Here is a 12846-nt window from a genome sequence, read left to right on the forward strand (position 1 = left end):
TGAATTAATGGGTAAGCCTGATTCCATCAAATAGCGCTATGCCCATAGACGAAACAGAACCTTTGATTTTCGCTAACTCCGCGCTGACAACGCCTTGTATGAAAAGACTGACAATTAATTAAATAGAGTTACACAAGGACCAAACATGGAATTCACAGATAGAGACCGAGAGGCGCTGTATCAAATCTGGATGTCTCAGAAATCAAAAATGCGCCTGACACAGATGGAGTTTGCTAAGAAACTCGGTATGAATCAGTTGACGTTTTCTCAGGTGCTACGTGGCGAGACGCCGTTAACCATGTCGTTTATTAGTCATTTTTGCCGCTTGTTACGCATCGAACCTCAAAACGTTGTCCCCTCATTGAAAGAAGACAATCAGAACGGTCCAAAAGTGGTCTACCTGCAAAGCCGTATGAGCGTTGATGGTGAAATACAAAATGCCTATATTGAAGGCAATCAAGTGGTTGTTGAGTACGCCCATACTGTCCATCCTAACGTTTGATTAAGGCACTGCTATCCGAGTTAAATAATCGGTGTTACCCTACGGCTCTAATACCTTGTTTATTCAGTCTTATGCTAGAAAAAGAAAACTTGATTAAACTTGCACGTATGCAAATGCCTTTTGGAAAGTACGCAGGCAGAGTATTGATTGACTTGCCTGAAGAATATTTGCTTTGGTTTGCCAACAAGAAGCAGTTTCCTGAAGGGGAACTCGGCGAACTTATGCAGTTGTGCTTAGCGCTGAAGATTGAAGGCCTCGACAGTGTGGTTAAACCGCTGAAAAGACCTCAATAGCCTCGACTTGCAAAGGCCCCATATTCATTGAAGGATATGGGGCCTTTGAGTATGACTCTCTTTGATGTCACCAAGTTTTTATGGTGCCTGTCCTTGTTATGTATGTGGCTTTAAAGATCCAGTGATAAGCCAATTAAACACAGAGCTTCCTTCACGAGATTCCCTACTCGTTTCTTCGCCTCTCTATGGAATGGCGGCCACAAAATACAACAAACTGTTGTTTAGAGTATTAGCGGTTGAGATTTACAAAAATGATCTGTTTACAAATCCGTTGCGGAGACATTAGTGAGCAAGACAACAGCTAAATGGAGCATAGCTCCTCACTTAAAGGATGGACTCATGTTTAAATATACAATTTCACTTGCGGTAGCTTTAATCGCGTTATTCACGTTTATTTTGCCAGCACAAGCACACAACCATGGTATGAAAGCGGACATTGTTGATGTAGCAGTCGAAAACGGCTCATTCACTACGCTTGTCGCGGCAGTCAAAGCAGCTGGCTTGGTCGACACGTTAAAGAGCGATGGCCCATTCACCGTCTTTGCACCAACGGATGAAGCCTTTGCCAAGTTACCAAAAGGCACAGTGGAATCGTTACTTCTACCAGAGAACAAAGATAAGTTGGTAGCAGTGCTTACTTACCATGTTGTTGCAGGAAAGGTAATGGCGGCTGATGTTGTCAAATTGGACAAAGCAACCACTGTACAAGGACAAGATGTGATGATCAAAGTGGTGGACGGTAACGTCATGGTTGACAATGCCAATGTGGTTGCGACTGACGTCAAAGCTAGCAACGGTGTCATTCACGTTATTGACCAAGTCATTCTACCCAAGTAAGTCTCGAAACTAATTCTTTAATCAGGGCAGAGCGTCGCTTTGCCCTTTTCTTTGACTGAACGGTAGAAGCCATGCAGCAACACAAAATCGATAGTCAGCAAATCGCTCGGATGGAAATCCGCAATCGAGCATGAAAAGTTTATGCAATTCTAGCGAGATAATTAGCAGTAGAAACACGCTTCCGTAGGCTTATCGGTCAGTTTGTTGTGAGTGCGCTATCAGAAACGAACGAAAACTTCTTATATCAGCAAGTTTAACCATGGGTATGTATTCACCTATTACGCAATACTAGAGTGAATTAGGTCGTTGGAATGAGGAAAAGTCTCTATTTACGGATAATTAGTCTCTATGTGATTAATTATCCAGTGTTAGGCATATGTCTAGTGAAATCATAATTTGAATTTAGTCACAATCCAGTTTGGGTTGTTGCCATACTATCTCGGCACTTATTTAACAAAACTAAACCCTACCAAAATAAAGATATAAATAAATCTTAATAGAAGGATAAGCATCGAAATGAGTGGCGGAATTATTAAGGTCTCAAGAAATACTGAACTGGCTCCAATTAACCCATTATCAACACAGAGTGTGGCGTTTTCTCACTACAACAATATTTCAGCGCAATTACCGATCGAACCTAACACTGGTCATATTGTCGCAGGTGATATTAAGCAGCAGGCGAAGCAATGTCTTGAGAATATTAAAGCGATCGTAGAGAGCATCAATCATGTTATGGATGATGTGGTAAAAATTCACGTTTTCCTCAAGGATATGTCTGATCTTCCTGCTATTGATGAAGTGTACGCGACGTTCTTCCAAAACCTATTACCAGTAAGAACGGTTGTTGCAGTTGATGCCCTTCCATTAGGTGACGCGTTAGTGCAAATGGACGCTTTAATTTCTAATGGCGAAGGGACTGCACCTCAAGAACCATGCCCGTTGATTAAGCTGTCTAGAAATACAGAGCAAGCACCAGTGCACTCACTATCCACACAGACAGTTGCATTCTCACACTACAACAATGTGTCAGCACAGTTACCAATCAATCCACAGACTGGTGACATCGTTGCGGGTGGAGTTAAAGAGCAGGCGGCACAGTGCCTACAAAACGTGAAAGCAATCCTAGAAAGTATTGATGTACCGTTTGACGACATTGTAAAAGTAGGAATCTATCTAAAAGACTTAGCTGACTTAGACGCAGTGAATGAAGTCTACAGCACTTTCTTCCCGGATTCAGCGATTGCTCGCACTGTCGCTTATGTTCCTGCACGTACGGTAGCCGCTGCAAAAGAACTACCACAGCAAGCGTTGGTTCAGATTGATGTTGTTGTTTCTCATGGTGACGGTACGCCACCACAAGAAGTCGAAGATCGACATGGCATTGTGATCCGTGCAAACAATACTGAGAAGGCGCCGTTAAGCCCATTGTACACTCAGACAGTCGCATTCTCGCATTACAACCATATCGCTGCGCAGTTGCCTGTAGATCCGCAATCAAACCAGATTGTTGCTGGTGGTGTGAGAGAGCAAGCAGAGCAATGCTTAAACAACATCAAAGTGATCGTTGAAAGCGTTAACCATGTTATGGACGATATTGTTAAGGTGAACATTCAGTTGCGAGATATTGCGGATCTGGAAACGGTGAATGACGTTTATACTCGTTACTTTGAGGGTGATTTACCCGCAAGAACGGTTGTTGGTGTCGCGGCAATTCAACAAGATGCCTTGGTTCAGATCGATGTAGTGATGTCGAATGGTGAAGGTACACTACCACAACACTGATATTAATTTGTCATTAAAATAAAACCTGTTCAATGAACAGGTTTTATTTTCTAACTGTGCGGTTTTAGTGCTTGCGGCTTGGGCCGTTGCGCACCAAATCTTGTCCTGTTTGGAACACTTCTTCTGTAACCCAACGGCCTAAAATGAGTTGGTGCTTATCGTCTAGTACAGCAACGAATCGGCGGCCGTCCTGGTTGTTGGTTGCCATGACAACGCCTGCGGCATTCTTAAGCTCTAACACACCGCTCTCGACGGCGATAAGGAAAGCTTCAAGTTCTGCTAAATCAGCAATAATTTTGTCGTCTTTGATCATCGGAGTTATCTCTTTGCTCTAACCTTCTCTGCATGTTTTTGTTATTCAGAGAGGTGATTCTTATTTTGTCGCTACTTTAACGATCATAGTGGCTAAAATCCACTGCTGCACCCTAGGTTGGCCTCAACCGCTTGCCATTTAATCCGTGTTTGTGCCATTCACGCCTTTGAATGCCCGTTCGTCTCATTACTCTGAATACTTTTTTCTCTGAGCGTAATCTTTGACCATCACACGATCAAAGGAATAGTCAGATGAAAACAGTAACATTCGCTAGCTTCATTCTATGTAGCTTACTCACAGCCTTTCCCTCGTATTCTACGCCAACAGAGGCCGTCATCGCCGAATACAACTTGGCAGCGGCAGGTGACGAAGACAAAGTGGAGCAAGTTCACCAGCAGTTAGAGCAGCAGATTGCAGAGCATGGTGCTGATCCGCTGAGTCTTGTCTACTTGGGCAGTACCCAGACATTAATGGGCCGTGATGCTTATATGCCGTGGAACAAGATGAAATACACGGAGCAGGGGCTTGCGACGATCAGTAAGGGGCTCGATCTATTAGCCAGCCAATCGACGCCAATTGAACAGCAACAGATTCGTCAGGGACTGCCAGAGTCATTACTGGCTAGATCGATTGCAGGTGCGACGTTCACTTCGCTTCCCGATATGTTCAATCACTTCGAACGAGGCTACGACTTATATATTGAACTGCTTGCTGACGAGTCGTTTAAACAGCAGGACTACGATGCAATCTTTTGGGTTTATCTCTACGCAATACGTGCTGCACTTCGAGCGGAAGATAAGCATCAGGCGCAGCAATGGATATCAGATATGCAAGCGAAGCCGACTTATTTGAGTTGGTTGCGTGCCAGCAGAGGGGACGACATTCATCTTATCGCAGCGAGTGATGTCCTCTTTTTTAAAGCTGAGGACAAGTACGTGTCTCTTTTTGCCAAAGAGGGTGATAAAAAGGTGGAGTACTTGTTGAGAACTTCGCTGAGAGAGTTATTGCAGCAGTTAGATCCGCAGCAGTTTTGGCAGATTCATCGTTCAACGATTGTCAATGTGTCGGCGGTTGAAAAGGTCAAAAAAGTCATTACCGGTAAGATGGTGGTTGTGATTGGAGGAGAAAAGCTGCCAGTGAGTCGTGCAATGCAAAGCCAGTTTACCAATTTGTGGTAATCGAGAGACAAGCTGTGTAGTCTCACTCTAACACCCTATCTAAGAGCTCACCGAAGGAGCGGTAATATGTCGACCAACAACAAACTCTATTATGTCTATGATCCCATGTGCTCATGGTGTTGGGGATATAAACCCGTGTGGCAGAAAGTATCGCAACAGCTAGAAAGCAAGATAGAGATACAGTACGTACTTGGTGGTTTGGCACCGGATTCCGATCAGCCGATGCCAGAAGAGATGCAACACCAAATCGCCTCATATTGGAAGAAAATAGAGGATTTTCTTGGTACAGAGTTTAACTATGATTTCTGGCAAAAGAATACGCCTCGTCGTTCTACCTATCCGTCATGTCGGGCTGTCCTTGCCGCTCGCAAGCAAGGAGCTGAGCAAGCCATGTTGAGTGCGATTCAACACGCTTATTACCTAGAGGCAAGAAACCCCAGTGACAATGAGGTTCTACTCTCTCTTGCAGCCAACATAGGGCTGGATACAGCAAAATTTGAAGTGGATTTTTTCTCAGCAGAGCTTAACCAAGAGTTTCTTCAAGAGCTGGAGTTTGCTCGTCGTATCGGTGGCAACAGCTTTCCTTCACTGTTTGTTGCCAACGAGCAAGGAATTATAGAGCTGCAAGTGGATTATCAGTCCGCAGAAGCAACGATTGAGCAAGTCGAACAGATTCTGTCTTGGTAAGGACATGATTGAAAAGAACAACACCGGACTCGTGTCCGGTGTTTTTTTTAAAGCTCTAGGGCAAAAGATTCATACGGGCTCAACGTGAGTGAGTTCCCTAACTCAGTAAGTGCAACGCTATTGGTGATCAAGGTGCTTACCTTACGACTTTGCAGGTGACTTGGTAATGGGACGATTAGCCTTTCGGCACTAAAATTACTCACGACCACAAAGTGTTGTTGATCATCTTTTCTCTCATAGGCAAACACTTGCGGATGTTGTTCGAGCAGCGGAATGAAATCACCGTAGACGATGACAGGATGGGTTTTACGCAAGGATACTAGCTGTTTGTAGTGATAAAAGATTGAATCATGATTGGCAAGGGCATCTGCCACGTTAATGTGTGGATAGTTTGGATTGACTGCAATCCAAGGTGTTACGTTGGTAAAACCCGCTTGATTGTCGTTATTCCATTGCATCGGTGTACGAGCATTGTCACGACCATTTTGGTGAATTGCCTCCATCATATGCTCGTGACTTGTACCTGATTCGGTTTTCACTTGGTAAAAATTGAGCGTTTCGATGTCTTTATATTGATCGATGGTATCGAAGGCTACATTGGTCATGCCAATCTCTTCACCTTGATAGATATAAGGTGTCCCTTTCATAAAGTGCAGCGTGGTTGCCAACATTTTCGCTGATTCAACTCGGTATTGTTTGTCGCATCCATATTTAGACACAACACGCGGTAAGTCATGATTGTTCCAAAACAGTGAGTTCCAACCTTGGTTGTTGAGTTCGACCTGCCATTTGGTGAGAACTTGCTTAAACCTATTTAGGTCGAGTGGAATGGGTTGCCATTTATCGCCGTCTTGCCATGTCAGTGTAATGTGCTCAAACTGGAACACCATGGACAATTCCTGCCTTGCGGGGTCACTGTACAATTTGGCAATTTCAGGTGTTGCTCCCCAAGTTTCTCCCACCGTTAGAAGGTCTTTGCTGCCAAAGGTGGCTTGATTCATTTGTTGTAACAGTGGGTGTAGACGTTCACCATTCCCTGTAATACCTTTATCTATCTCTTTACCAATCAGATCGATGACATCAAGACGGAAGCCGCCAATACCTTGGTCAATCCACCAGTTCATCATCGCAAAGATGTGTTCGTGAAGTAGCGGGTTTTCCCAGTTAAGGTCAGGCTGGCGTTTTGAGAATAGGTGAAAGTAGTATTGCTGGTTGTGCTCGTCCCACTGCCAAGCGCTACCTCCGAAAATAGAGCCGATATCACTTGGTGGCGTGCCGTCTGCGTTCGCATCTCGCCAAATGTAAAAGTCGCGATACTTGCTGTCAGCGCTTTGTTTTGCATCGACAAACCATGGATGTTCATCCGAGGTATGGTTTACTACTAAATCCATTACAATGCGGATACCACGCTGTTTGGCTTGTTCAATGAGTGCTCGCATGTCGTCCATGGTGCCAAACTCAGGAGCGATGGCCTGATAATCTGAAATATCGTAGCCGTTGTCGTCCATCGGAGATTGATAGACTGGAGAAAGCCAGATCACGTCAATTCCCAGATTTTGGAGGTAATCTAGCTTACTGATGATGCCTTGAAGGTCACCGATACCATCATCATTTGAATCACAAAAACTACGTGGATAGATTTGATATACCACACTGTTATGCCACCAACGTTTGTCCATTTTGTTGCCCTAATATTCGAATTGTTGAGGGAAATATAGCGAATTTTTGGCGACAAAAATAATTGATTATTTGAATTTTGATATAGAAAAAATCAATATCAAAAGTTACTCTGACACCTCTATTCTAAGGAGAGGTTGAGCATGGATAAACAGTCTCGCTATTTTTACGAAGTGGCCCGCCAGGGGAGTATCAAGGCTGCCGCAGATAAGCTCTTTATTAGTCAGCCATCACTCACAACAGCAATCAAGAAACTTGAACAGCAGTTGGGTACAGACTTGTTCATTCGCAAGTCGAAAGGGGTTGAACTCACCGAATATGGGCGAGTTTACTTGGGTTATGTGCAGGATGTACAAGAGAAGCACACTCAGATGATTCATCAGTTGTCTGATATGAAGATGCGAAGCAGTGGTAAAGTTAAGCTAGGTGTGGGCGAGGCTTGGTGGGAGTGCTTTGCGGCGCAGGCGATTGAGGAGTTTACTCGACAGTTTCCAAACAGCTCGATGCACGTCGAATTTGGTAATGGTCTGTCAATGTTACACCACTTGATCAATGACGAAATTGACTTGTTTGTCGGCCATCAAATTAACGGCATTAACTCTCAGTATCGGGTTCGTTTTACCCCTCTATTCCAAGAGCGTGAAGCCTGGTATGTCAGACCCGACCACCCCTTACTGGAGCAGGACAATATTGTCGAAAAAGCAGTGAACTATCCGCTGGTTAAGGTTACTCCCGATCACGCTCGTCATGGGGATGTATTAACGGAGGAAGGGGTCGAACTATTTAGCGCTGCGGCTTGTGATACGCGAGTGACGTATGAGCTTGATTCTCTCTCGGCAAGTGTTGCTCTGGTCAAAATGAGCAATGCGATCATGCCTTATACCTCAGAGATGAAAGCGCATTTTGAACGGGCGGGGTTGAAAATGTTGTGGGTGAATCAACAGCAACTGGGTCAGGTCGGTATCTACACTAAAATTGGCAATTTCACTGAGCCCACACAAACTCTGATGGATCTCATTTGTAGTCAAGCCGAGAGATGACTAATTTATTTTATAGGGAAAAGCTATATCACTTGCCATGCTCTAGAACGTTTATATCAGATTAGGAAATGTATCTTGATACCTTAAATGCTTGTAGCCAACTTTTAACCACCAGCTATACCGGATGACGACTTGCACAAACTTAAATCTTTTGCATAGACTCTCCAGCTATTTTTAGAAGAAGTTCGTGACTCATGGATACACTTTACATAAATGATGTGTCATTATGCCAATACCTCCTAAGAGTAAAGGAGGAAGAATTGCTAATGCAATGTAGGATTGGTATCCAAGCAACCTGACTCTTAGCTCTAAGGGTAGAAAGGGGAGTGCTAATTCTGCTGGCGCTCCAATTGCCAAATAGCCGGCAAGAAAAAGTGCAAAAAAATAATTCCTGAGATTTGTATCTTCTTCATTCTTGACCCGTTTTCAACAAATCAACTAACGCATCAGACACCCCAAATTCATTGTCAGCCCAGTCAAGTGCTGAACCCATGCCACCTAACCCTTTAGCGAGCTCAAGTTGTTCACTTTTAGTAAAGTCATACGGTGGCCAATAACCTGAACCTTGTGGAATTTGAGCGGTTTTCGAAGTGCCAACTTCGGTTACACTCGCTGAGGAATGTGCATTTTGAGCTTTAGTTTGAATAGCTGCTTGAGACTCAATTGAAGACAATGAAGATGATAACGCAGACATTTCCGCAGGCTGATATACATCACCGATGTTCACTGTACCACTACCAATCGTTACCCCTCCGCAACTAATCGCACCTCCAGTAATGGCTGCTGGTTTACCATTTATTTATACTGGATAAGACTTTAATTTCATGTTTATTGTTATGCAATGAAGTGCTTTAAGAATATGAATAAAGATCAATAGATGTCACTTGAGTCAGAAACATGATTCAAGTTCATTAGCTGACAAATGAAAAGCATGAGTTGTGGATTTCAGTCAAAGAGTTACTTCAAGAAGTACAACTTACAATTATGTAATTTTCTTTATATGTCAATAATATCAATAGTTTATTGCGTGATATCTATCTCAAATTCAATATCTACCTTTGCTCTTACAATGTGCGTGTGGTTTTATAAAACTCAATTGGTATTGAGAATTATTTGCATGTTTATTACTAATATTGCCCCTTCGACTATATCTGTAATTACGACTTATAGATGCACAGCGGCTTGTGAAGATTGCTGTTTTGAATGCAGCCCCAGCATAGACAAAACTCTTACCTATGATGAGATCCGTGAGTTCATCATTAATGCAAGTCAGGAATACCCTTCGATAAAGCTGATTGTTTTTACTGGAGGTGAATGTTTTATTCTTAAAGAGAAACTCTTCGCTTTAATTTCTATGTGCACTGAGATGGGCTTTATCACTCGTTGTGTGACTAATGCATATTGGGCTAAGAATTTATTTAGAGCTCGTGATTATTGTCAAAAACTGGTTGATTCAGGTATAGGTGAAATAAATATATCTACAGGTAAGTCACATCAGAAATATGTATATCATAAGACTATTGTTAATGCAGTAAAAGCCCTAACTGAGTTTGGTATACCGACTCTCATTACAGTCGAAACGGATTCTGATTCGTCGTCTTGTTTTGAAAGGCTTCGCGCTGAAAGTCTTATTCAAGAAGAGCTTGATAAGGATTCACCAGGCATCAAAATTCAGGTGAACTCATGGGTTCGCTTTGACAAACAAAATGAAATTAGACAAGAGGAGCAAACTGTTTCTAGCTTAAATTATGGTTGTGACAACCTGTTTGATACTGTGGTTGTTACTCCAGATAAAGAAATAGCCGCTTGTTGTGGTATTACAATGTCCCATATTGATGAAATGAATCTTGGCCATATGAGTCAAGTGGAAAATTATGGTAAACAAATAGATGATTTTTTAAAAATATGGATAAAGACAGAGGGAGCCTTTCAAATACTTAAACATCTTGGAGTTTCTAGAGATAAGTTAATGACTATAAATCATCCCTGCCAAGCATGTGCAATACTTTATAAAGATGAAGAAATAAAAAAATCATTAATTATCAATTACAATTCACACGTTGTTAGAGTTATTAATAAAGTAAAACTACAAGAATTAACAGGATAGTCAGATGGATGTAAAAAAATTAACACAATTTGGGGTTATTGGTACAGCATTGATAGCATCATCACCTCAAGCTTTTGATGGTTTAAATAGGACCAATGATCAAGAAAGAGAGTTTGGAAAACCACGAAGTATTCAAGATAATCCTGAAGTTAATATTGACTCAGCGTTAAAACTAAAACTGAGCCAAACCAATTTACCTCAAGATGTTTGGGAAGATTTAGGGAAGTTGGAAAACATGTGGAAAGAAGTAAATAACGCGTCTTCTTACATGAGGAAGTTTAATAATTCAGAAATAAATACTGATGTAAAAAAAAGCATTGGTGCCACTTATGAACATAAACTGATAGCGGCACTTAGTGATCCTTATTTAAAAGAGATGGCTTCAGCTGGTGATTACTACTCTCTTTTATCAGAACTAACAAATAGAGGTATTACTAATGGAAATGCCAGTAGTCAAATGTCTGAACAAATGAGAGACGTACTAATTAAAAATAAAAATGTCAGAGAAAGAACGGCAAGTATGTTTGCGAAAGTATCCACTCCAAATGATTATGAGTTCTTATCTAAGGCTGTACAAAATGAAACGAAAGTTGTGGCAGGTGTTGCAGTTGTCATCGCTGGAGTAGCACTGGTTGCTGGAGCTGTTTACGTAGTGGCAGCGACAGGAGTTTATGTTGCGACTAGTGCTGCCTTTACTGTTGGTGGGGGGGCTGGTGGTGGAGGTAGTTGCGCGAATAATGGTTGCCATATGCCTGCTGACAATTACTCAGCTATTAAGTCATTCGCAGATGAGGTTGGCAATACTACTTTGGCCTCTAAAGCATTTATTGAAATGAAAAAAGAAGAAGCAAAAGCAGCAATAGACGCTTCGTTGGCTCTTGGTCTTATTAGCATTCAGGGTCCTGAATATGACAATGTTATTAGTGCGATGAATCGTATAATTGAAGATAATGCTGGAGTTGGACAATGACACAAAACATATCTGCGGGATATTTAAGTAATGTCGTGATTAGTGCAATTTTTATCTCTGCTCTTTACTTGACTATCTCTAAATCTGATTTTTTTAGCTTGAATGGACTGATTTTTGTCTTGGTGGCTTGTGTGTATCTAGGTATTATATATCAGATTAATACAAGCAAAGTAACCATATCTGAGGACGGTTTATCAATTGATGGCTTGATATGGTCTTACACTGCAAGTAAAGATAGCATTATAAATATCGAAATTGTTGACGAGCTTATTTTTAACAACCAAATAAAGTATAGAAACAATGGAGTGAGTATATTTAGATATAAAGCTGGTAGCTTTACTCTTAAGTCTAATTTATCTGCTTTTTTAGTAACTAATGGTGTTGGAAAGTATGTAGTGGTCTCTATAAAAAATTCTAAGTTTGAAAAGGTTATATTTAGCTTAGATGGTGTAAATATGAGTGAGGCACCAAATTGGTTTAATGAAATACTAAACTCTGAGGGATCCCCTGATAAATCCGCCAGTGCATAGCCATCTTTTAAGAGCTGATCAGCTAGAGCCATGGCCGTTGCTAAGAAGGTTTCCTCTATCTGCATGCGCTTTGCGTAAAGCCTCACCAACTGCTTGGGAGTACGAGCTGCCGTTGGTAAGTCAGTTGCTAATACCCATGGCTCCTTTGCTGAGTCAGAGTACACCTTCGGTGATGGATGGTGACAGTTTGTTCGTAAGCGCGTCATAAAACCCGCATTCTAATCGTCTAGCCCGAATAATAAGATCAAATCTCCAACCCAAAGGAGATTTGAAATGGCCAAACGACGCACTAACCAAGAATGGCGAACCCTGTTTGAACACTATGAATCTAGCCAGTTATCACAACGATTATTCTGTGAACGTAACGGACTGAGCCTTTCCACTTTTTACGCTAAGCGCCAACAGTTAAAGCACATCGAAAAACCGAACACGGTTGGCTTTGTTAAAGCAGAAGTCGTTGAAAAAACCACTAGGTATCAAGTCACTCACATTGCAGTGGCCAACATGACACTGATTGTCAACGATGTTGAGTTGAGCATTCCGCAAGGCACGCCAGCAGCCTATCTCGCTGAGCTTATCGGTGCGTTATCATGAAACGTATGCTCAACGCTCCAGAGATTTATCTGTATCGTGAAAGCGTCGATTTTAGAAAGTCTCTCAACGGCCTGGCTGCGATTATCGAAAGTGACACCGACTTACCTTTAGGAAGTGGCGCACTGTTCCTGTTCACCAACAAACAGCGCGACAAAATCAAAGTGTTGTACTGGGATAAACAGGCTTTGCTCTCTGGTATAAACGCCTCGAAAAAGCCAAGTACAAATGGCCTACAAAAGAGCAAAACGAAGTGTTTATCCTGACTCAATTCGAGCTTGAGAGACTGCTTTCAGGTTTCACGATTATCGGCCATAAACCCATTGAAATAAACGATTT

Annotated in this window: 14 protein-coding genes and 2 pseudogenes; 12 read left to right on the forward strand and 4 right to left on the reverse strand. The window is 42.1% G+C overall.

Going from position 1 to position 12846, the window contains the following annotated elements; translation table 11 throughout:
- The first annotated feature begins 145 nt into the window (after positions 1 to 145).
- From QTN95_RS10510 to QTN95_RS10525, 4 genes are all read left to right on the forward strand, one after another.
- Positions 146 to 502 (forward strand): helix-turn-helix domain-containing protein, encoded by a 357-nt coding sequence (locus QTN95_RS10510; protein ID WP_138970524.1) that lies wholly within the window; start codon positions 146 to 148, stop codon positions 500 to 502.
- Between the two features lie 71 nt (positions 503 to 573).
- Complete coding sequence (locus QTN95_RS10515) at positions 574 to 795, forward strand: DUF3820 family protein (protein WP_138970523.1); 222 nt, start codon at positions 574 to 576, stop codon at positions 793 to 795.
- A gap of 339 nt (positions 796 to 1134) precedes the next feature.
- Positions 1135 to 1632 carry a fasciclin domain-containing protein gene (locus QTN95_RS10520; RefSeq protein WP_331417438.1) on the forward strand — a complete coding sequence of 166 codons (498 nt, stop codon included), beginning with the start codon at positions 1135 to 1137 and terminating at the stop codon, positions 1630 to 1632.
- Between the two features lie 516 nt (positions 1633 to 2148).
- On the forward strand, positions 2149 to 3414 hold the full coding sequence (locus QTN95_RS10525; protein ID WP_331417439.1) for a RidA family protein: 1266 nt from the start codon (positions 2149 to 2151) through the stop codon (positions 3412 to 3414).
- 64 nt (positions 3415 to 3478) lie between these two features.
- Here the strand turns inward: QTN95_RS10525 and QTN95_RS10530 are convergent, their stop codons facing one another.
- Positions 3479 to 3727: a hypothetical protein gene (locus QTN95_RS10530; RefSeq protein WP_331417440.1), complete on the reverse strand. Its 249-nt coding sequence runs from the start codon at positions 3725 to 3727 to the stop codon at positions 3479 to 3481.
- A 251-nt stretch (positions 3728 to 3978) separates the two neighbouring features.
- Here QTN95_RS10530 and QTN95_RS10535 point away from each other — a divergent pair, with 251 nt between their 5' ends.
- Positions 3979 to 4905 (forward strand): LytR/AlgR family response regulator transcription factor, encoded by a 927-nt coding sequence (locus QTN95_RS10535; protein ID WP_331417441.1) that lies wholly within the window; start codon positions 3979 to 3981, stop codon positions 4903 to 4905.
- 66 nt (positions 4906 to 4971) lie between these two features.
- Positions 4972 to 5592, forward strand: a complete 621-nt coding sequence (locus tag QTN95_RS10540) for a DsbA family protein (protein ID WP_331417442.1) — start codon at positions 4972 to 4974, stop codon at positions 5590 to 5592.
- 47 nt (positions 5593 to 5639) lie between these two features.
- Here the strand turns inward: QTN95_RS10540 and QTN95_RS10545 are convergent, their stop codons facing one another.
- Positions 5640 to 7271, reverse strand: coding sequence for a glycoside hydrolase family 13 protein (locus QTN95_RS10545; protein ID WP_331417443.1), 1632 nt, complete (start codon positions 7269 to 7271; stop codon positions 5640 to 5642).
- 141 nt (positions 7272 to 7412) lie between these two features.
- Here QTN95_RS10545 and QTN95_RS10550 point away from each other — a divergent pair, with 141 nt between their 5' ends.
- The gene (locus QTN95_RS10550; RefSeq protein ID WP_331417444.1) at positions 7413 to 8309 is read left to right on the forward strand and encodes a LysR family transcriptional regulator; all 897 of its coding nucleotides are present in this window, start codon (positions 7413 to 7415) and stop codon (positions 8307 to 8309) included.
- Positions 8310 to 8718: 409 nt separating this feature from the next.
- Here the strand turns inward: QTN95_RS10550 and QTN95_RS10555 are convergent, their stop codons facing one another.
- Positions 8719 to 9036, reverse strand: coding sequence for a hypothetical protein (locus QTN95_RS10555; protein ID WP_331417445.1), 318 nt, complete (start codon positions 9034 to 9036; stop codon positions 8719 to 8721).
- A 390-nt stretch (positions 9037 to 9426) separates the two neighbouring features.
- Between QTN95_RS10555 and QTN95_RS10560 the strand changes: the two genes are divergently transcribed.
- The 3 genes from QTN95_RS10560 to QTN95_RS10570 are packed head-to-tail and all read left to right on the forward strand — an operon-like array spanning position 9427 to position 11916.
- The gene (locus QTN95_RS10560) at positions 9427 to 10416 is read left to right on the forward strand and encodes a radical SAM protein (protein ID WP_331417446.1); all 990 of its coding nucleotides are present in this window, start codon (positions 9427 to 9429) and stop codon (positions 10414 to 10416) included.
- 4 nt (positions 10417 to 10420) lie between these two features.
- Positions 10421 to 11386: a hypothetical protein gene (locus tag QTN95_RS10565; protein ID WP_331417447.1), complete on the forward strand. Its 966-nt coding sequence runs from the start codon at positions 10421 to 10423 to the stop codon at positions 11384 to 11386.
- Positions 11383 to 11916 carry a hypothetical protein gene (locus QTN95_RS10570; RefSeq protein ID WP_331417454.1) on the forward strand — a complete coding sequence of 178 codons (534 nt, stop codon included), beginning with the start codon at positions 11383 to 11385 and terminating at the stop codon, positions 11914 to 11916. The genes QTN95_RS10565 and QTN95_RS10570 overlap by 4 nt, the downstream gene beginning before the upstream one ends.
- 44 nt (positions 11917 to 11960) lie before the next feature.
- Here QTN95_RS10570 and QTN95_RS10575 read toward each other — a convergent pair.
- A pseudogene (locus QTN95_RS10575) lies at positions 11961 to 12110 on the reverse strand (IS4 family transposase); the annotation flags it as partial.
- A gap of 79 nt (positions 12111 to 12189) precedes the next feature.
- On the opposite strand from QTN95_RS10575, the gene tnpA reads away from it, so the two are divergent.
- Both tnpA and tnpB read left to right on the forward strand, forming a co-directional pair.
- Entirely contained in the window at positions 12190 to 12510 is a 321-nt protein-coding gene (tnpA, locus tag QTN95_RS10580; RefSeq protein ID WP_331417448.1) for an IS66 family insertion sequence element accessory protein TnpA, read from the forward strand.
- A gap of 5 nt (positions 12511 to 12515) precedes the next feature.
- Positions 12516 to 12846, forward strand: a pseudogene (tnpB, locus tag QTN95_RS10585) (IS66 family insertion sequence element accessory protein TnpB); the annotation flags it as partial.

Source organism: Vibrio sp. M260112, assembly GCF_036533775.1.
Lineage (GTDB): Bacteria > Pseudomonadota > Gammaproteobacteria > Enterobacterales > Vibrionaceae > Vibrio.

Excerpts from the sequence above, each read along its gene's own strand:
- QTN95_RS10510 (WP_138970524.1), top strand. The coding sequence starts at position 146 with ATGGAATTCACAGATAGAGACCGAGAGGCGCTGTATCAAATCTGGATG.
- QTN95_RS10515 (WP_138970523.1), top strand. The coding sequence starts at position 574 with ATGCTAGAAAAAGAAAACTTGATTAAACTTGCACGTATGCAAATGCCT.
- QTN95_RS10520 (WP_331417438.1), top strand. The coding sequence starts at position 1,135 with ATGTTTAAATATACAATTTCACTTGCGGTAGCTTTAATCGCGTTATTC.
- QTN95_RS10525 (WP_331417439.1), top strand. The coding sequence starts at position 2,149 with ATGAGTGGCGGAATTATTAAGGTCTCAAGAAATACTGAACTGGCTCCA.
- QTN95_RS10530 (WP_331417440.1), bottom strand. The coding sequence starts at position 3,727 with ATGATCAAAGACGACAAAATTATTGCTGATTTAGCAGAACTTGAAGCT.
- QTN95_RS10535 (WP_331417441.1), top strand. The coding sequence starts at position 3,979 with ATGAAAACAGTAACATTCGCTAGCTTCATTCTATGTAGCTTACTCACA.
- QTN95_RS10540 (WP_331417442.1), top strand. The coding sequence starts at position 4,972 with ATGTCGACCAACAACAAACTCTATTATGTCTATGATCCCATGTGCTCA.
- QTN95_RS10545 (WP_331417443.1), bottom strand. The coding sequence starts at position 7,271 with ATGGACAAACGTTGGTGGCATAACAGTGTGGTATATCAAATCTATCCA.
- QTN95_RS10550 (WP_331417444.1), top strand. The coding sequence starts at position 7,413 with ATGGATAAACAGTCTCGCTATTTTTACGAAGTGGCCCGCCAGGGGAGT.
- QTN95_RS10560 (WP_331417446.1), top strand. The coding sequence starts at position 9,427 with ATGTTTATTACTAATATTGCCCCTTCGACTATATCTGTAATTACGACT.
- QTN95_RS10565 (WP_331417447.1), top strand. The coding sequence starts at position 10,421 with ATGGATGTAAAAAAATTAACACAATTTGGGGTTATTGGTACAGCATTG.
- QTN95_RS10570 (WP_331417454.1), top strand. The coding sequence starts at position 11,383 with ATGACACAAAACATATCTGCGGGATATTTAAGTAATGTCGTGATTAGT.
- tnpA (WP_331417448.1), top strand. The coding sequence starts at position 12,190 with ATGGCCAAACGACGCACTAACCAAGAATGGCGAACCCTGTTTGAACAC.